Below are 17241 nucleotides of genomic sequence, written 5' to 3'. Positions count from 1 at the left end.
GACTTCGCAGCATATCAGCGCCGGGTCGAGGTCTGCCGGATCCCGTCACGACACGTCGGCGGTGGCGCCGACGTAGGCCGCGAGGTGCTTGCCGGTCAGGGTCGACCGGTCGGCCACCAGCTCTGCCGGTGTGCCCTCGAAGACGACGCGGCCGCCGTCGTGGCCCGCGCCGGGCCCCAGGTCGATGATCCAGTCGGCGTGCGCCATCACCGCCTGGTGGTGCTCGATCACGATCACGGACTTACCGGTGTCAACCAGCCGGTCGAGCAGACCGAGCAGCTGCTCCACATCGGCGAGATGCAGCCCGGTGGTCGGCTCGTCGAGCACGTACACACCGCCCTTCTCTGCCATGTGCGTCGCCAGCTTGAGCCGCTGCCGCTCCCCGCCGGACAGCGTGGTCAGCGGCTGGCCGATGGTCAGATAGCCGAGCCCGACATCGGACAGCCGCTTCAGGATGGCGTGGGCGGCCGGCAGCTTCGCGTCGCCCTCCGCGAAGAACGCCTCCGCCTCGCCGACGGGCATGGCGAGGACCTGGCTGATGTCGCGACCACCGAGCGTGTACTCCAGCACCGAGTCGTCGAACCGCCGGCCCTCGCAGACCTCGCACACGGTCGAGACGCCCGCCATGACGCCGAGGTCGGTGTAGATGTCGCCCGCGCCGTTGCAGTTCGGGCACGCGCCCTCCGAATTGGCGCTGAACAGGGCCGGCTTGACGCCGTTGGCCTTGGCGAACGCCTTGCGGATCGGCTCCAGCATCCCCGTGTAGGTCGCCGGGTTGCTGCGGCGGGAGCCGCGGATCGCGCCCTGATCGACCGACACCACGCCCTCGCGCGGCGCGACCGATCCGTGGATGAGGGAGCTCTTGCCCGACCCGGCCACGCCGGTCACGACGACGAGCACGCCGAGCGGGAGGTCGACATCCACCCCCTGCAGGTTGTGCTCGGAGGCGCCGCGAACCTCCAGAGCGCCGGTCGGCGTGCGAACCGTGTCCTTCAGCCGCGCCTTGTCGTCGAGGTGGCGGCCGGTCAGCGTTCCGCTCGATCGCAGGCCGTCGATCGTCCCCTCGAACACGACCTCGCCGCCCTGCGCTCCCGCCCGCGGCCCGAGGTCGACCACGTGGTCGGCGATCGCGATCGCCTCCGGCTTGTGCTCGACCACGAGCACCGTGTTGCCCTTGTCGCGGAGCTGCAGGAGGAGCTCGTTCATTCGCTGGATGTCGTGCGGGTGCAGCCCGACCGTCGGCTCGTCGAAGACGTAGGTGATGTCGGTGAGCGAAGACCCCAGGTGCCGGATCATCTTGGTCCGCTGCGCCTCGCCGCCGGAGAGCGTGCCAGAGGGCCGGTCGAGCGACAGGTAGCCGAGGCCGATGTCGACGAAGGAGTCGAGCAGGTGCTGGAGGTTCTTCAGCAGCGGCGCGACGGACGGCTCGTGGAGCGAACGGACCCAGTCGGAGAGGTCGGTGATCTGCATCGCGCAGGCGTCGGCGATGCTGATGCCGGCGATCCTGGAGGACCGCGCGCCCTCGTTCAGCCGTGTTCCACCGCACTCGGGGCAGGTCGTGAACGTCACCGCCCGCTCCACGAACGCCCGGAGGTGGGGCTGGAGGGCGTTGACGTCTTTGGAGAGCATCGACTTCTGCACCTTGGGCACCAGTCCCTCGAAGGTGAGATTGATGCCGTTGATCTTGACCTTCGTCGGCTCGCGGTAGAGGAAGTCGTTCCGCTCGGACTCGGTGAAGTCGCGGATCGGCTTGTCCGGATCGAAGAAGCCGGACTCGCTGAAGATCCGGACAGCCCACCCGTCGGCGGTGTAGCCGGGGACGGTGATGGCGCCGCCCGCCAGGGACTTGTTCTCGTCGAACAGCTGGGCGAGGTCGATCTCGCTGACCGAGCCCATCCCCTCGCAGCGCGGGCACATCCCGCCGAGCTGGGTGAACTCGCGCTTCTCGGTCTTGCCCCCGACCGTGATCGCGCCGCTGCCCGTCACCGAGGGGATGTTGAACGAGAACGCCTGCGGTGATCCGACGTGCGGCTGACCCAGCCGCGAGAACAGGATGCGCAGCATCGCGTTGGCGTCGGTCACGGTTCCGACCGTCGAGCGGGCGTTGGCGCCCATCCGCTCCTGGTCGACGATGATCGCGGTCGTCAGGCCTTCGAGCACGTCGACGTCGGGCCGCGCGAGCGTCGGCATGAAGCCCTGGACGAACGCGCTGTACGTCTCGTTGATCATCCGCTGCGATTCGGCGGCGATCGTGCCGAACACCAGCGAGCTCTTGCCCGATCCGGACACACCCGTGAAGACCGTGAGCCGACGCTTGGGCAGCTCGACGTCGACGTCCTTCAGGTTGTTCTCGCGCGCGCCCTGCACGCGGATCACATCGTGGCTGTCAGCAGCAGGCATGGCTCTCTCTCCCTCGGGCGTGACCCACCATAGATCAGGAGGCCGCTTCAGCGGGACGCACCCGGTAGATCAGCCGCGCGAACTGGCCGATTGCGGTCGCCGACTCGAGTTGCAGCCGGTCGGACCCGACCCGGCGGGGGAAGAGCGGCGCACCGCCGGGCAGCGTCGCGGGTGCGATCGAGACGGCGAGCGCGTCCAATGCTCCGGCGTCGAAGAACTGCCCGGCGAGGTCGCCGCCGCCCACCACCCAGATGTCACCGTCGCCCGCCGCCTCGCGGATGGCGGGGAGCGCCTCCTCCACTGAGCCGGACACGAAACGGATGTCCGCCCCCTCCGGCACCGGCAACTCCCGGTGCGTGAAGACGAACGTCGGCCGCGTGCCGTGGAACTCGCTCCATTTCTCCGGATGCTCGAGGATGCCGGTCTCGCGCAGCACCCACTCGTACGTGGTGCGGCCCTCCACCATGACCGTGGCGTCGCCAGGGACCAGCTCTGCCGATGGCTCCTCGCCGCCCGGCACGGCGAACAGCCAGGCCAGCGAGTCGTGCTCATCCGCGATCCACCCGTTGATGGTCGCGGCCGTGTCGAAGACGATTCTGCCCATGTCCGCGACGGTACCGGCGACCACCGACAGGGTGGGAGCATGGGCCCATGGACGCCATCGACGCGCTGAACGAGATCGCCTTCTGGCTGGAGCGGGAGCTCGCCCCGAGCTTCAAGGTACAGGCCTTCCGCCGAGCATCCGACACCATCGAGGGCCTCGGGCAGGAGGAGCTGGCGGCCCGCATCGCCGACGGCCGGCTGAAGCGCACGAAGGGGATCGGCGACCGCACCTTCCAGGTGATCGCCCAGGCGGTGGAGGGCGACGTGCCCGCGTATCTCGCCGACCTCCGCGAGCGCAACGCCGCGCCGCTCGACAGCGGTGGGCTGGACCTCCTCGCTCAGCTGCGCGGCGACCTGCACAGCCACACCGACTGGTCGGACGGCACCGTGCCGATCGACGTCATGGCGGCCGCCGCGGCGACCCTCGGCCGCGAATACCAGGCGATCACCGACCACTCGCCCACCCTCACCATCGCGAGCGGCCTGAGCGCCGAGCAGTTGGAGGAGCAGCTCGATGTGATCGAGGAGATGGACACCGGATCCGTCACTCTCCTGACCGGCATCGAGGTCGACGTCCTCGAGGACGGCACGCTCGACCAGACATCCGACCTCCTCGACCAGCTCGACGTCGTCGTCGGCAGCGTCCACTCCAAGCTGCGCTCAGACCGCCGAACGATGACGAAGCGGATGCTCGGCGGCATCCGCGACCCGCACACCAACGTGCTCGGGCACTGCACCGGCCGCCTCGTCCAGGGCTCGCGGGGCACGCGTCCGCCGTCCGAGTTCGATGCGGACGCCGTCTTCGCGGCGTGCGCCGAGCACCGGGTGGCCGTCGAGATCAACTCTCGGCCCGAGCGGCAGGATCCGCCGGACGACCTCATCCAGCGCGCCCTCGACGCAGGCTGCTTCTTCTCGATCGACACGGACGCGCACGCGCCGGGCCAGCTCGACTTCCTCTCCTACGGCGCCGCGCGCGCTGTGGCGAACGGCGTCCCCGCCGACCGCATCATCACGACCTGGCCGCTCCCCCGCCTCCGCACCTTCCTCGCCAAGTCCTGACCCCCTCCCCCTCGCCCCCTCTCCCCTCGACCCTGAACCCGCCGAGTGGCGACATCAACTCACCACTCGACCCGAATTCGAGCAGCAACTCACCACTCGATCGCTCAGAGTGAGGGTTACAGACCCCAGGCGGAGGCGGGGGCCTGCACGATCTCGACCGGGCGGGTGCTCCAGTGGGTGCCGTTGCCGTAGTGGCTGCTCGCCCACGGGCTCGCCCAGATCGCGGCGGCAGTCGTGTCCGCCGAGGTTCCGGCCTCCAAGCCCGCCACGATGTCGGGGTAGCCCCGCTGCAGGTTCTTCGCGCAGTACTCCGCCGCCGTGACGAGGTCCGGATAGCTCCCGAGGCCCGCTCCGCCGCCCGAGCCGTAGCCGTTGTTCAGCGGATTGTTCCGGTTCCACCAGTCGGGCGGACCGTTCTCCTGGCGCATCCAGCGCAGCATCACGGTCACGTTGGCGTCCGTCTGCTGCCACCCGCCGAACATGAGGACGAGTTTCGCCCACGCTTCGTTCGTTCCGACGCGCGCAAGGGTCTGCAGTCCGTCGGTCGCGGTGAGGTTGTCGCGGTTCACGACCGGCGCCGCGATCGTGGCGTCCACCAGCAGTCGCTGGGGATGCGCGGGTGCCGGCGCCTGCCCCGGAGCGGACGGCGCGAGGGTGGTCTCCGGCGCGATGCGGAGGGTGGAGGCGAGCGCGTCATCCGTCGGGACGATCGAGAAGCCGCAGACCAGACCGATGACGGCCAGCGTCACGCCGATGCGGTGACGCAGGGGCAGAACGGCACGCCGCGGCTGCCGCGGGATCCGGATGCGCACCCGTCGTGACGGCACGGCGGCCCGGCGGCCTGCCGAGCGGCGGCCGCGGGGGCGGAGGGGGGCGGATGCGGGCTGCATACCGGATGAAGGGTACCAGCGTCGCCTTGGAGCGCCACCGCTCCGTCGCCCGAAGGGCCGCTCAGCTGGTCAGCTGCTCAGCCCGTGACCTCGTTCAGCCGCGCCAGCAGGTCCGCCAGGCGGCGGACGTCGTCCTCGCCCCAGCGTCGCAGGCTCCGGTACAGCGTCGCCTGGTCGGCAGCCCGCACCTCGTTGACCTTCTCGACCGCCGCAGGGGTCGCCGCGATGAAGCTGGCCCGCCGGTCGCTCGGATCCTCCTGGCGTTCCACGAACCCCATGTCTTCGAGAAGTCTCAGCTGCCGGCTGATCACGCTCTTGTCGGTGTACAGCATCGCCGCAAGGGCGCCGGCGTGGATGGGGCCGCTGCGCACGATCGTCGTCAGCAGTTTGTAGCCTCCCGGCTGCAGGTCCGGGTGGATGCGCTCCGCGCGGTCCCGCATGGCGGTGCCGACCTGGTTGAACAGCCGGGTGAACTGCTCCTCCACGTCGGAGATGGCCGCGTCGCTCGCCTGTTCCGGGGCGACGAGACGGGTGGCGGCGGAGTCCGCCGCCACCCGATCCGTGTTATCCATGGCCGCGATCATAACGTGAGCGGCTAGCGACGGTTCCCAGCGGAGATGTCGTCCTCGGCGTCGCCGCGCACTGCGGTCACCGAGCCGGTCACCGGTGCGCCGATCAGGGCCTCCGCGACCTCCACCGCGTTCTCCTCGGCCGCCTCGAGAGACGTCTCGCGGGGCGTCTCGCCGTTCTCCTCGCGCATCCGCTCGATGGCGGTCTTGCTGCCGAGCTTGATGTTCGGGAGGAAGAGGATCGCGACGATGGTGATGATCGCCAGGGGCACGGCCACCAGGAAGATGTCCGCGACCGCCTGGCCGTACACCGACTCCACGATGGTGCGGATCGGGAGCGGCAGCGAGTTGACCTCGGGGAGCGTTCCGCTCTGCAGCGACTTCGCCGCCGCGACGCCCTTGGCGCCGAGCTTCGCGACCGCGGCCAGCAGCTCGTCCTTGCGGTCGGCCATCATGTTGGTGACCGCCGTGCCGAGGATGGATCCCATCACCGACACGCCGATGGTGCCGCCGAGGCTGCGGAAGAAGGCGACGTTCGAGCTCGCTGCGCCCAGCTGTTCCGGCCGGACGGTGTTCTGCACGATGAGCACCAGGTTCTGCATGACCATGCCGACACCCGCACCGAGGATCAGCATGTAGACCGAGACCAGCCAGTAGTTGGTGTCGTACTCGATGGTGCTCATGAGGTACAGGCCGACGGTGAGGAGCACCGAGCCGGCGATCATGAAGCCCTTCCACTTGCCGAACCGGCTGATCAGGTTACCCACGATCATCGAGGACAGCAGCAGGCCGAGGATCATCGGCAGGGTCAGCAGACCCGACTCCGTCGGCGTCGCGCCGCGGGCGAGCTGCATGTACTGGCCGAGGAAGACCGACGTGCCGAACATGGCGACGCCCACCGAGATGGAGGCGATGACCGCGAGCGTGAAGGTGCGGTTCTTGAACATGCCGAGCGGGATGATCGGCTCCTTGACCAGCAGCTCGGTGATGATCGTCGCGATGATCAGCGCGATCGAGCCTCCGACCATCCAGCACGTCTCCGCGCTCCACCAGTCGAAGTTCTTGCCCGCGAGGGACACCCAGATGAGCAGCAGAGAGACGCCGGCGGCCAGGAAGATCGCGCCGAGGTAGTCGATCCGGACCTTCCGGGCCGGACGCTTGGGGAGACGCAGCGTGATCTGCAGCAGGATGATCGCCACCACTGCGACGGGGACGCCCACGAAGAAGTTCCAGCGCCAGCCGACGGAGTCGGTGAGGAGACCGCCGATCAGGGGTCCGCCGACCGTGCCGACGGCCATGATGCCGCCGAAGAGACCCATGTAGCGGCCACGCTCGCGCGGGCTGATGATGTCGGCCATGATGATCTGGCTCAGCGCGGTCAGACCGCCGGCGCCCAGGCCCTGCACGACGCGGAAGCCGATGAGCATGTTGGTGTCCTGCGAGAATCCGGCCATCGCCGAGCCGGCGACGAAGATGACCAGCGCGAGCTGGATGAGCAGCTTGCGGTTGAGCAGGTCGGCCAGCTTGCCCCAGATCGGGGTGGAGACCGTGGTCGCGAGCAGCGTACTGGTGACGACCCAGGTGTACGCCGTCTGGTTCCCGTGGAGCTCGGAGATGATCCGCGGCATCGAGGTCGAGACGACCGTGCCCGCGAGGATCGAGACGAACATCCCGAGCAGGAGCCCGGAGAGGGATTCGAGCACCTGCCGGTGCGACATCACTGCCGGCGCTCCATCCCTGGAGAGTGTTGTGGACATGTGGATCCTTCACGCAATTGGTTGACTACGATCAACTATAAATATATAGGTGACCAAAGTCAACTAACTATTTGCAGTGCTGCATTATTCCTGAGCACCCATGTCTGCTGAATGTCCTCATAGCCGGAGCGGGCGGTTCCCCAGCCCGGGCGAGCGCTCGGTCCCTAACCTCGAAGGATGGGTTCACGTCGCACGCGCTCCTGGTCGCTCCTCACGCCGGTCCACTGGATCGTCTGGACCGTGGCACTGTTCGTCCTGACCCTGGGACTCGGGCTGGCGGCGAAAGCGCTGCCCGCCCTCCAGCTGAACGGCCTCGACGCCTCGGTCAACCGGGTCAACTCGCCTCTGCTCGATGGCGCCGCCCTGCTGCTCGACCGCCTCGACCATCCGGTGGTCGTCGCCGTGATCCTCGCGATCGTCTTCGTGGTGCTGCTCCTCCTGGTCGGGTGGAGGCGCGCGCTCGGCGCGTGCGTCACCACCGGCGCAGGATGGCTGACCACCCTCGTCGTCAAGACCGTCGTGGCACAGCCGCGACCGACCACCGCGGGGCTCACCCACATCCTGCACATCTCCCCCGCCACGCTGAGCTATCCGAGCGGCCACGTGGTGTTCGCCGCCGCGCTGGTGACCGCCCTCGCCATGGTCAGCCGCCGCGCGTCCGTCCGCGCGGTCGTCCTGATCGTCGGCGGCCTGTTCGTGCTCGCGGTCGGGTGGTCCCGCCTCTACGTCGGCGTGCACTACGGGACGGACGTGGTCGGCGGCGTGCTGAACGGCGTCGCCGGAGCGCTGCTCGTGGCCGGGCTGTGGAATCTCGCGACGCGTGGCCGGGCACGCGGCGCTCGCAGGCGCTGAGGCCTGACCGAGCGGAACTCGGGAACTTCCTCGACAGCTGAGGGCTCTGCGTCAGGGCGAGCCCGTTTGCAGGGTCACTCCTCCAGCGGGAGCAGTGAGCGCAGTCGCGACCGCGACTTTTTTCGCGACTTCGCGTCACGAACGTCGGTGCGCTCCGTCTACACCAATAAACCCGCGCTGCCCACTTGAGGAACCCGAACCCTGATGACCCGTGAACTCGACGATCTCTCCGACGCCGATCTGCTGACCCGAGCCCGAGAGGGCGATACAGACGCCTACGGCGTGATCTTCAAGCGACATTGGCAGGCCGGGCGGGCGATGGCCATGTCCATCACCGGCCGCTTCGAACCCGACGACCTCGCCTCGGAGGCGTTCGCCCGTATCCTCAAGGCTGTCGAGAAGGGGAAGGGTCCCACGTCCGGCTTCCGGTCCTACCTCGCCACCACGGTGCGGAACGTCGCGATCGACTGGTCACGCCGCACGACCACACCCAACATCGACGATCCCGACGCCCTCGAGGACTGGTCGTACAGCGAGCTCACGACCCTCGACAAGATCGAGCGCGAGACCATGGCGAAGGCGTTCTACGCACTGCCCGACAGCTGGCAGGAAGTCCTCTGGTACACAGAGGTGGAGGACATGGCCCCCCGCGAGGTCGCGCCACTCCTCGGGCTCACCGCCAACGCGGTCTCCGCCCTGGCCTCGCGGGCGCGCGAGGGGCTCCGTCAGGCCTGGATCGGCGCGCACCTGGCGAAATCGGGAGCGGGTGATCCCGTGCACGCCTGGACGGTGAACAGGCTGGGAGGCTACGTCCGCGGCAAGCTGTCCCGGCCCGACCGCAGGCGCATCGCCCAGCATCTGGAGGAGTGCCCGGCGTGCGCGGAGGCAGCGGGCGAGGCCGATCGCATCGGCTCCCGGCTGGCCCTCGCGATCCTGCCGCTCATCCTCGGCACAGCAGGGGCGGCCGGATACACCGCGTGGGCCGCCAACTCGACCACGAGCGCCGCCGCTGCCTCGGTCCCGGCCTCCGGCATCGGCGCGGCTTCGCCGGCAAGCCGCGTGCGGCACCTTCTCCAGACGGCGGGCAGCAGCTCCCACGCAGGGCTGGCAGCGGTCGCGACGACGGTGGCCGCCGCCGCTGCGCTCACGGTCGGTTCCGTCATGGCGTCACCACCGAGCGAGTCCGTCGACGCGAAAACGAGCGACGCGAGCTCCACACCGTCGGAGTCGAAGGCCCGAGCGGAGGATCCGGCTCCCCACGAGGGCTCGACCGAAAGCGGTGTTCAGGCAGAACCCCCGAGCATCGGCGACGGCGGCTCTGCGGCATCAGATGCGTGGGATGACGGCATCGAGCCCCGCCTGCCGTCCGCCGGCACGGCTCCAGCCGGCAACGACTCTGACGTCGCCGTGCCGGGCCTCGGGGTTCCCCCCGCCGGGCAGCCGGCGCCTGCGAAGCCGACCCCACCCGACGAGCCCGATCCCGACGAGCCCGATCCCGCGGAACCGGCGACACCGGAGGCCGTGGCGGGCCGGGAATCCGCCGTCCGCGCCATTCCGCCCGAGGACACGCTGTTCGCCTACCGGCTCGACGACACGGCAGACACGGCCGTCGACTTCATCCACAACGGAACAGCCCGGTACGACCGGTCAGCCGGAGGGTCGGCCTGGGCTCTTCGCGACCAGACGCTCCGCCGGCCGACCGACGTCTTCTCTGTGCAGATCTGGTTCAGGACGAGCGTGGGCGGGGGCAGGCTGATCGGCTACAGCGACGCGACCCAGGGCACGTCCCGCAACTACGACCGGCACCTCTTCCTCACCGACGACGGCCGGATCGTCTTCGGCGTCTATCCCGGCACGGTGCACACGATCGCGTCCGAGCGCAGCTATGCAGACGATCAGTGGCACCTCGCGACCGCGACGCTCTCGCCGGACGGCATGTCCCTGTACGTCGATGCGGACCGCGTAGCGCACGACGGCACAGTGGTGACCGCTCAGGTGTTCGACGGCTATTGGAGGATCGGCTTCGACAACCTGGACAACTGGGGCGCCCCCACGCCGTCGCAGCGCGCTTTCTCCGGGAGCCTCGCGTACGCCGCCGTCTACCGCACCGCTCTCACGTCCGACCAGATCCGAACGCAGTGGGTTCTCGGTGAATAGCATTCGCGCGTCATGATCCGACGGATCATCCGTCTATATCAGTGAGGGTGCCGATCGGGCTTCGCGCACCCCGCAGGGGCCGGCCATTCTCGGCTGTCCTCGCTCCAGAGTGACCCGGCGCCATCGTCGGGTTCGAGGCGCCGGGTCACTCTATCCACGTTGCACGTCACAGGTCACTCAGTGGCGCGGTGCATTGAACGGAGATCGGAAGGACGGCATGAGGGCAGTCGCCGTACACGCACGCGAACGGGCCGCGGCGCTCATCAGCGTCGTCACCGACGGCTGGCGCGGCGAGGTGGTGACGCCGCTCATCCCGCGAGACCCCTCCGCTCCGTTGCGCTCGGCATTGCTCAACGAGCGCTCCGAACTCCTCACCGAACTCCGCACCCTCGATTTCCGCATCTACGACACGGTCCGGGTCGAAGAAACGGGCTCGGCCGATGAGTACCGGATCATCGACCGTTTCAAATGCAGCGCGGAGCAATCTCCGCCCTCCATAAGTCCGTCCTGAAGGTCGGCAGGCGACGAACAAGTGCCTAGTGGCGCGACACCCGGTCTGCGACCATCGCTTCACTGGGTGCTCCGCGCCCGCACAGACCTGCGCGGGCGCGTACGGCTCCCCGAGCCGGAGGAAGGCAGACGAATGCCCGCGTCGCATGCTGCGCATGTCCTCCCTACCCGGTTCGCCCCTCTGACCGGTCGGCGGGAAGAGATCGCCCTCGCCCGGCGCCTCCTTCAGACCTCTGCTCGCGTCGTCACCCTGACGGGCGGACCAGGAGTCGGCAAGAGCAGCGTTGCGGCCGCCGCAGCCATCGGCCTCGCCCGGTGCGTATCCGGGATCTGGTACGTCGACATGCACAACCGGGGGCCCGACGTGGCCATGGCACTGGCGCAAGAGCTGAAGATCGACCCGGCCGACCGGCCGCTGGAGGCGGTGCTCGCGGCGATCGGCGATGGCGACGCGCTGATCGTGCTCGACAATGTGGACGAGGCCATCCCATCGACCTCCGCGCTCCTCGAGGGACTGCTCGCCGGATGCCCGGGGGCCCGCCTGATCGTCACCAGCCGGGAGGCCCCGAGGTCACGCGCCCAAGCGCTGGTCGCGATCCCGCCCTTCCCTTCCGAACAGCTGACCGCGTCCAGTGACGCTGTGCGGCTGTTCTCAACCTATGCGGCGTCGGGCGACGCCTCGTTCGTGCTCGATGCGGGCTCCCTCCCGGACGTACTGCGGATCTGCCGGGCGACGCGGGGCGTTCCTCTCGCAATCGAACTGGCGGCCGCGCAGTTGCAGTTCATGGATGCCCGGACCCTGGCCGACCGCATGGACGATCAACTGGAGGCGCTGGAGCCGGCCGACCCGACCGAGCGGTCGTTGCGAACCGCCGTAGCAGACAGCTGGGAGCGCTGCAGCCCGGCAGAGCGCCGGGTGTGGACGGACCTCTCCGTCCTGGCACCGGGGTGGGATCTTCCGCTCGGCGAGGCGATGGCCGGCTTCAGCGTACCGGGGCGACCAGAGGCCGCGATGGTGCTGAAGCAGTTGCTGCGTCGCTCCATCGTCCACCGCCGCCGCACCGATGCCGGTGTGCGCTACGAACTCCTTCCCGCGATCCAGCAGTTCGGCGCGGAACGCCTCGACGATGCGGACGGCGTGCGCATGCATTTCGCAAACTGCATGCTTCTCCGGCTGCAGGATGCGGAGGACCACTGGTTCTCCGACCGTCAGGCCGAGATTCTCAGCCGGCTTCGGGGCGACATCCCGAACATCCGGCGCGCCGTCGTCACCGCTGCCGGTCTGGGCCGCGCCGACACCGCTATCGGGATCGTGGTCACCGCCTGGCGACAGGCGTGGTTCATCCATGGCAGCGGGGACGAGTTGGGGACGTGGCTCGGCATCGCCCTGGATGCGGGGAATCCGTCGCCGTACTGGGGGACGCTCGGCCACGCCTTGCGTTCGCTGGTGTTCTCGCTCACCGAGAAGCCGCTCCTGGCCGAGACCGAGTTCCAGCGGGCCGTCTCTGCGTACCGGTCCCTGACGCCCGACGACGGCCAGGAGACCGAGCGGGAGTGCCGAATCGTGCTGGCCAGTGCAGCGGAGCCGGCCGGAACCGACGACGAAGCCGCCATCGCCGTACTGGAGGACGTGATGCGCGTCCTCGGCGACGAGGCGTACCGGTTCGAGCGTTTCAACACTCCGCAGCGTCTCGTCGCCCGGCTGTACGCCGTCGGGCGCTGGGACGAGGGCCGTAGGGTCATGGAGGAGATCGCGGAACGCTCCTTGGTCGTCGGCGACCGCTTCGAGCGCTCATTCGCTCTCACCACCCGTGCGTCCGCGGCTGCGCGAGCCGGGAACTACGACCGGACGGACTCCGACGCCCGGGAGGCCCTGCTGCTCAAACGCGGGCTGGGGCACGGGCTGGGCGTCGCCCAAGCGCTCGAGCTGCTCGCCGACGTGGCGCAGGAGCGGGCGGAACCGGCACGCGGCGCCACCTTGCTCGGATGCGCCGCGGCACGCTGGCGTGAGGCGGGCGCAATCCGCGCGAGCTATCCCCCGTACTTCTTCGATCGCGCGACCGCCGAGCGGGCCCTGAGGCTCCGCCTCGGCGACCCCGCATTCGAGCGCGCCTTCGCCTACGGCCTGGAGCTGGCGGAGGAGGAGAGCATCGACTTCGCCGTGCGCAACGTCGTCGAGACGCGGCTTCGCACCGCACGAGCACCGGCGGGGACGACCACCGGACTGACGTCCCGCGAGACGCAGGTCGCCTCCCTCGTCGCCGACGGTGAGACGAACAAAGCCATCGCCGGCCGGCTGTTCGTCTCCATCCGCACCGTGGAGTCGCACGTGCAGAACGCCCTGGTGAAACTGGGCCTCCGGTCGCGCACCGAGCTGGCGGTCTGGTACCGCGAGAGCGGAGACGGCTGACAGGGGAATCGGCCTCCGGGCCGTCGCCTCAGGCAGCGAGCTCCAGGTCGTGCCGCATCGCGGCGAGCGCCTGGCGGAGACCACCGCGCGCCCGTGCGGCGAGTGCCGTCGCGGCGCCGACCGTCAGGCCCATCGATTCCGCAACCTCCGCCATCGGGAGGCCCTGCAACGCGGATAGGTGCAGGATGCGCTGCCAGCGCGCCGGGAGCTGACGGAAGGGCTGCTCCAGGTCGCCCAGATCGCTGACCTCGAACGCGTAGCTGCCGACCGCGGAGTCCTCGGTCAACGGCACGGTCGTCACGCGGCAGTCCCGGCCACCCCAGGTCGCTGCAACACTGCGGACCGCGGTGCGCAGGTAGTGCGCGAACCCCTCGCGGGGACCGTGGCCGTTGCGAAGCGACCTCAGCACCTTGGCGAACGCCTCCTGGACGATGTCCTCGGCGTCGTACCGGCCCGTAGTGCTCCGGGCGATGTGATGCGCCCAGCCCTGATAGCGGTGCCAGAGTTCTCCGAACGAGGCAGTATGACCCTCACGGACCTTGCTCACCAGCTCCAAGTCGGTCGCACGGACGGCGGGCTCGGTCATCGCGTCTCCTCGGTCGGGTCGAGGAGCGGGTGGCTTCCCGCTCCATGACCCCAGAGTCGATTCGGTGGCCCCCGTGCCGTAACGGGGAAACTACGGAGCGACTACCGAGTCGAAGAGCTCCGCCTCCACTGTCAGAGACGACGGAGGCGGCCGGAACCTGACGCGGACGGTGCGGCGGCGCGCGCGGGGTAGCGTTGCGGCATGAGCCTGAGTGTCGAGAACCAGCCCGACCAGTCGCGGTACGCCCTCGTCCAGAACGGCGAGGTGATCGGGGTCGCCGAGTACGACCTGCGCCACGACGCGATCGTCTTCACCCACACCGAGGTGGATGAGGCCAAGCGCGAGAAGGGCATGGCCTCCACCCTTGTTCAGACCGCGCTCGATGACGTCCGCGACCATTCGGATCGCAGGGTGATCGCGTCGTGCCCCTACGTGCGGAGGTGGCTCAGCGAGCACCCCGAGTACGCGGAGCTGCAGAAGCGGTAGCGCGGCCGTCCTCAGTGGGTTCGCGCCCCTCGGCGCGCTGGCCGTTACCGGCGGTGCCGAGGTCGAGCGTGATCTTGCCGCCGTGCCAGCCGGTCTCGCCTCCATCGCCGGGGAGCGGGGCGGGCGCGGGCAGCAACGTCTGCCGGTCCATCTCCTGCTGCGCCTCGTGGCGGGCAGGGGCGAAGATCTCGTCGAACGACCCGCCGATGGCGCCGCTCATCGTGCCGGAACCGCGCTGGGCCTTGTTGGACAGGTCGATCCAGCCGAGCTTCACGGCGACCACGATCAGGGCGACGAACGCCACGACGATCCCCACAGCCCACCAATTCACGCCCTCCAGGGTACCGGAGGACCTGTGCGCTTCCTGGGGATCGCCTCTGGCCGAACCGGGTCAGGGAACCCGGTACAGCCACTCCTCGGTGTCGAACTTCTCCACGACGAGCTGCTCGGCGGCGGCGTACTCGGCCTCGGTCAGGTCGCCGTCCGTCGCACCGTAGAGGGTGCGGAAGGTGAGCTTCATCTGCTCGATGATCTCCGCCCGGCTGAGGCCCGTCTGGCTGCGCAGCGGGTCGACGCGCTTGGCCGCGCTGGTGATGCCCTTGTCGCTGATCTTCTCCCGGCCGATGCGCAGCACCTCGGTCATCTTCTGCCCGTCCATGTCGTAGCTCATGGTGACGTGGTGAAGCACCGCGCCGGAGCCGAGACGCTTCTGCGCAGCCCCGCCGATCTTGCCGGACGGGCTCGTGATGTCGTTGAGCGGCTGGTAGACCGCGTCGATGCCGAGCGACTTCAGCGCGATGATCGCCCACTCGTCGAGGAACGCGTAGCTGTCGGCGAAGCTCATTCCCTGCACCAGGTCGGCGGGGGCGTAGATCGAGTAGGTGACCACCGAGCCGGCCTCCATGAACATGGCCCCGCCGCCGGAGATCCGGCGGACGACCTGGATGCCGTACTTGGCGGCGTTCTCCGGGTCGACCTCGTTCTTGACCGACTGGAAGCTGCCGATGACGACCGCGGGTTCGTCCCACTCCCAGATCCGGAGCGTCGGCCCGCGGCGGCCCTCGCCCACCTCGGTCGCGAGCACCTCATCCAGCGCCAGGTGCAGCTGCGGGGTGACGGCCTTCGCGTGAACGATCTGCCAGTCGTAGTCCCGCCAGCTGGTCGCTTTCGCGAGGGCGCGGCGGACGGTCACGGCGACGGCCTCCGGCGAGAAGCCGAGGAGTGTCGCGCCCTCGGGCAGCGACTCCTTCACCGCTGCGGCTATGGTCTTGGCGTCCGCTTCCGCCGGGAGCCCGTTGACCGCTGCGTCGATCGCCTCCAGTGCGGAGTCCGGTTCGAGGAAGAAGTCCCCCGCCAGCTGGAACTCCGCGATCCGGCCGTCGACGACCTCCAGGTCGACGACGACGAGCTTCCCGCCCGGCACCTTGTACTCACCATGCATACCCCCACCCTAAATCCCCCCTCGGCACCCACCGTCGAGTCCTCACTTTTTGCACGTTTTCGGGCCCCAAGCGTGCAAAAAGTGAGGACTCGACGGCTGGGGCGGAGGCCGGCTCGCGGCGGGTGCGGGGCGGGTGAGGTCAGGCGCGGGAGGGGAAGCGCGGGAGGAGCCAGGCGGTCAGGTCGGCGAAGACCTCGGCGCGGTTGGTCTCGTTGAAGATCTCGTGCCGGGCCCCCTCGTAGACGATGGTGGTCACGTCGGTGAGGCCGGAGCGCGTGCGGTAGGCCCGCTCGAGGCGGCGGGCGCTCTCCGGACCGCCGACGGGGTCGTCGGAGCCGACCTGGATGAGCACCGGGAGGTCGTGCGCGAGCGATCGGGAGGGGCGACCCAGCAGGCGGGCCGCGTCCGCGATCCCGAACAGCTTCTGCAAGGGCGTGAGCGTGGTCAGCGGGTCGTCGACGAACGCGCGCGCAACGGCGGGGTCGCGGCTGAGCCACTCCGCTCCCGTCGTGCCCAGGTGCGCGTGCCGCTTGTTCAGGTCGCCGCCGTTCATCGAGCCGAGCATGCGGTACGCGGTTCCGGAGAGCACCATCGCGTCGTACTGGTCGCTGTGCTGGTTGAGGAGCAGCTGGCCGATGAACGACCCCCAACTGTGCCCGACATAGGCGAGAGGAATGCCGGGATTCTCGTCGCGGATCAGCGTGGTGAAGGCGGAGACGTCGCGGACCGCCGCACGCAGCCCGCCGGGTCCCAGCGTGCCGAGCCGGCCGGCATCCCCTTTCCACTGCTCCATCCCGGTGCGCCCGTGCCCCAGGTGGTCGTCGGCGTAGACGAGGTAGCCGGAAGCGGTCAGGTGCGCGGCCAGCTCCCGGTAGCGACCGGCGTGCTCGCCGACGCCGTGCGCGAGCTGGACGACGGCCGGGGGCCGGGCGTCGGCCGAGGCCGGCGCGTAGACGTCGAAGTGGATGCGGACGCCGGCTTCGCCCTCGAAGGTCCGGTCCTGTTGGCTCTGCACGGGCTCATTCTGGCGCACCCGCGGGCCTACGGCGGGTTTATTTAGCCGGTCTAATTTGTTAGGCTAACTATGTATGAGTGCACGACTGTCGACCCACGATCTCAGCACAGCGCTGCGCATCGCCGTCGCACGCCTCTCGCGCCGCCTCCGCGCCGAGAAGGAGGACCACGAGCTGAGCGATGCGCAGACGGCGACGCTCGGCTACCTGGCGCGCGAGGGCTCGGGAACGATCGGCCGGCTCAGCGAGTACGAGCGGGTCAAGCCTCCCTCGATGAACCGCACGGTCAACCACCTGGAGGAGGCCGGCTACGTCGAGCGCACCGCCGATGCGGCGGACGGCCGGAAGGTGGTCGTCGTCCTCACCGAGCGCGGAACACGGCTGGTGGCCGAGACCCGCAAACGGCGTGACGCCTGGCTGCACCAGCGCCTCGCCGGCCTCAGCCCGGAGCAGCGGGCGACGCTGGCCGCAGCGGCGGAGATCATGCGGGAGATCGCCGACTCGTGAG

General features: G+C 69.4%; 16 protein-coding genes. 7 read left to right on the top strand and 9 right to left on the bottom strand.

From position 1 onward, the window contains the following. Window positions 1-45: 45 nt before the first annotated feature. Both SB754_RS18110 and SB754_RS18105 read right to left on the bottom strand, forming a co-directional pair. The gene (locus SB754_RS18110) at window positions 46-2400 is read right to left on the bottom strand and encodes an ATP-binding cassette domain-containing protein (protein ID WP_410783795.1); all 2355 of its coding nucleotides are present in this window, start codon (window positions 2398-2400) and stop codon (window positions 46-48) included. A gap of 34 nt (window positions 2401-2434) precedes the next feature. Then, on the bottom strand, window positions 2435-3004 hold the full coding sequence (locus SB754_RS18105) for a dihydrofolate reductase family protein (protein ID WP_410783794.1): 570 nt from the start codon (window positions 3002-3004) through the stop codon (window positions 2435-2437). Window positions 3005-3051: 47 nt separating this feature from the next. On the opposite strand from SB754_RS18105, the gene SB754_RS18100 reads away from it, so the two are divergent. Further along, window positions 3052-4062 (top strand): PHP domain-containing protein, encoded by a 1011-nt coding sequence (locus SB754_RS18100; protein WP_410783793.1) that lies wholly within the window; start codon window positions 3052-3054, stop codon window positions 4060-4062. Window positions 4063-4178: 116 nt separating this feature from the next. Here SB754_RS18100 and SB754_RS18095 read toward each other — a convergent pair whose 3' ends face one another. The 3 genes from SB754_RS18095 to SB754_RS18085 all read right to left on the bottom strand — a co-directional run bounded on the left by SB754_RS18095 (window position 4179) and on the right by SB754_RS18085 (window position 7239). Next, a complete protein-coding gene (locus SB754_RS18095; RefSeq protein WP_410783792.1) occupies window positions 4179-4952 on the bottom strand; it encodes a hypothetical protein in 774 nt (257 codons plus the stop codon). 77 nt (window positions 4953-5029) lie between these two features. Next, window positions 5030-5524, bottom strand: coding sequence for a MarR family winged helix-turn-helix transcriptional regulator (locus SB754_RS18090; RefSeq protein WP_410783791.1), 495 nt, complete (start codon window positions 5522-5524; stop codon window positions 5030-5032). Window positions 5525-5547: 23 nt separating this feature from the next. Further along, window positions 5548-7239: an MDR family MFS transporter gene (locus SB754_RS18085; protein ID WP_410783969.1), complete on the bottom strand. Its 1692-nt coding sequence runs from the start codon at window positions 7237-7239 to the stop codon at window positions 5548-5550. Window positions 7240-7455: 216 nt separating this feature from the next. On the opposite strand from SB754_RS18085, the gene SB754_RS18080 reads away from it, so the two are divergent. The 4 genes from SB754_RS18080 to SB754_RS18065 all read left to right on the top strand — a co-directional run bounded on the left by SB754_RS18080 (window position 7456) and on the right by SB754_RS18065 (window position 13207). After that, the gene (locus tag SB754_RS18080) at window positions 7456-8130 is read left to right on the top strand and encodes a phosphatase PAP2 family protein (protein ID WP_410783790.1); all 675 of its coding nucleotides are present in this window, start codon (window positions 7456-7458) and stop codon (window positions 8128-8130) included. A gap of 204 nt (window positions 8131-8334) precedes the next feature. Further along, entirely contained in the window at window positions 8335-10287 is a 1953-nt protein-coding gene (locus tag SB754_RS18075; RefSeq protein WP_410783789.1) for a sigma-70 family RNA polymerase sigma factor, read from the top strand. A gap of 217 nt (window positions 10288-10504) precedes the next feature. Further along, the gene (locus SB754_RS18070; protein ID WP_410783788.1) at window positions 10505-10798 is read left to right on the top strand and encodes a hypothetical protein; all 294 of its coding nucleotides are present in this window, start codon (window positions 10505-10507) and stop codon (window positions 10796-10798) included. A 132-nt stretch (window positions 10799-10930) separates the two neighbouring features. Then, window positions 10931-13207, top strand: a complete 2277-nt coding sequence (locus tag SB754_RS18065) for a helix-turn-helix transcriptional regulator (RefSeq protein WP_410783787.1) — start codon at window positions 10931-10933, stop codon at window positions 13205-13207. A 28-nt stretch (window positions 13208-13235) separates the two neighbouring features. Here the strand turns inward: SB754_RS18065 and SB754_RS18060 are convergent, their stop codons facing one another. Next, the gene (locus SB754_RS18060; protein WP_410783786.1) at window positions 13236-13793 is read right to left on the bottom strand and encodes an RNA polymerase sigma factor; all 558 of its coding nucleotides are present in this window, start codon (window positions 13791-13793) and stop codon (window positions 13236-13238) included. 201 nt (window positions 13794-13994) lie between these two features. Here SB754_RS18060 and SB754_RS18055 point away from each other — a divergent pair, with 201 nt between their 5' ends. Beyond that, entirely contained in the window at window positions 13995-14279 is a 285-nt protein-coding gene (locus SB754_RS18055) for a GNAT family N-acetyltransferase (RefSeq protein WP_410783785.1), read from the top strand. Here the strand turns inward: SB754_RS18055 and SB754_RS18050 are convergent. From SB754_RS18050 to SB754_RS18040, 3 genes are all read right to left on the bottom strand, one after another. Further along, window positions 14239-14610, bottom strand: coding sequence for a hypothetical protein (locus tag SB754_RS18050; RefSeq protein ID WP_410783784.1), 372 nt, complete (start codon window positions 14608-14610; stop codon window positions 14239-14241). The two genes, SB754_RS18055 and SB754_RS18050, sit on opposite strands and share 41 nt — an antisense overlap. A 60-nt stretch (window positions 14611-14670) precedes the next feature. Then, window positions 14671-15720 (bottom strand): biotin/lipoate A/B protein ligase family protein, encoded by a 1050-nt coding sequence (locus tag SB754_RS18045; RefSeq protein ID WP_410783783.1) that lies wholly within the window; start codon window positions 15718-15720, stop codon window positions 14671-14673. 139 nt (window positions 15721-15859) lie between these two features. Then, a complete protein-coding gene (locus SB754_RS18040) occupies window positions 15860-16735 on the bottom strand; it encodes an alpha/beta fold hydrolase (RefSeq protein WP_410783782.1) in 876 nt (291 codons plus the stop codon). A gap of 73 nt (window positions 16736-16808) precedes the next feature. Between SB754_RS18040 and SB754_RS18035 the strand changes: the two genes are divergently transcribed. After that, complete coding sequence (locus SB754_RS18035) at window positions 16809-17240, top strand: MarR family winged helix-turn-helix transcriptional regulator (RefSeq protein ID WP_410783781.1); 432 nt, start codon at window positions 16809-16811, stop codon at window positions 17238-17240. Window position 17241: the final 1 nt, after the last annotated feature.

The organism is Leifsonia sp. SIMBA_070, from assembly GCF_046534635.1.
Classification (GTDB): Bacteria; Actinomycetota; Actinomycetes; order Actinomycetales; family Microbacteriaceae; genus Leifsonia.
The sequence above is the reverse complement of the archived record's forward strand: the minus strand, read 5'-3'. Positions and strand labels throughout refer to the sequence as shown.

Bases quoted from the DNA above. Each gene is read 5' to 3' on its own strand.
- SB754_RS18080 (WP_410783790.1), top strand. From the start codon at position 7,456: ATGGGTTCACGTCGCACGCGCTCCTGGTCGCTCCTCACGCCGGTCCAC.
- SB754_RS18035 (WP_410783781.1), top strand. From the start codon at position 16,809: ATGAGTGCACGACTGTCGACCCACGATCTCAGCACAGCGCTGCGCATC.
- SB754_RS18095 (WP_410783792.1), bottom strand. From the start codon at position 4,952: ATGCAGCCCGCATCCGCCCCCCTCCGCCCCCGCGGCCGCCGCTCGGCA.
- SB754_RS18105 (WP_410783794.1), bottom strand. From the start codon at position 3,004: ATGGGCAGAATCGTCTTCGACACGGCCGCGACCATCAACGGGTGGATC.
- SB754_RS18060 (WP_410783786.1), bottom strand. From the start codon at position 13,793: ATGACCGAGCCCGCCGTCCGTGCGACCGACTTGGAGCTGGTGAGCAAG.
- SB754_RS18100 (WP_410783793.1), top strand. From the start codon at position 3,052: ATGGACGCCATCGACGCGCTGAACGAGATCGCCTTCTGGCTGGAGCGG.
- SB754_RS18055 (WP_410783785.1), top strand. From the start codon at position 13,995: ATGAGCCTGAGTGTCGAGAACCAGCCCGACCAGTCGCGGTACGCCCTC.
- SB754_RS18085 (WP_410783969.1), bottom strand. From the start codon at position 7,239: ATGTCGCACCGGCAGGTGCTCGAATCCCTCTCCGGGCTCCTGCTCGGG.
- SB754_RS18075 (WP_410783789.1), top strand. From the start codon at position 8,335: ATGACCCGTGAACTCGACGATCTCTCCGACGCCGATCTGCTGACCCGA.
- SB754_RS18045 (WP_410783783.1), bottom strand. From the start codon at position 15,720: ATGCATGGTGAGTACAAGGTGCCGGGCGGGAAGCTCGTCGTCGTCGAC.
- SB754_RS18065 (WP_410783787.1), top strand. From the start codon at position 10,931: ATGCCCGCGTCGCATGCTGCGCATGTCCTCCCTACCCGGTTCGCCCCT.
- SB754_RS18110 (WP_410783795.1), bottom strand. From the start codon at position 2,400: ATGCCTGCTGCTGACAGCCACGATGTGATCCGCGTGCAGGGCGCGCGC.
- SB754_RS18070 (WP_410783788.1), top strand. From the start codon at position 10,505: ATGAGGGCAGTCGCCGTACACGCACGCGAACGGGCCGCGGCGCTCATC.
- SB754_RS18090 (WP_410783791.1), bottom strand. From the start codon at position 5,524: ATGGATAACACGGATCGGGTGGCGGCGGACTCCGCCGCCACCCGTCTC.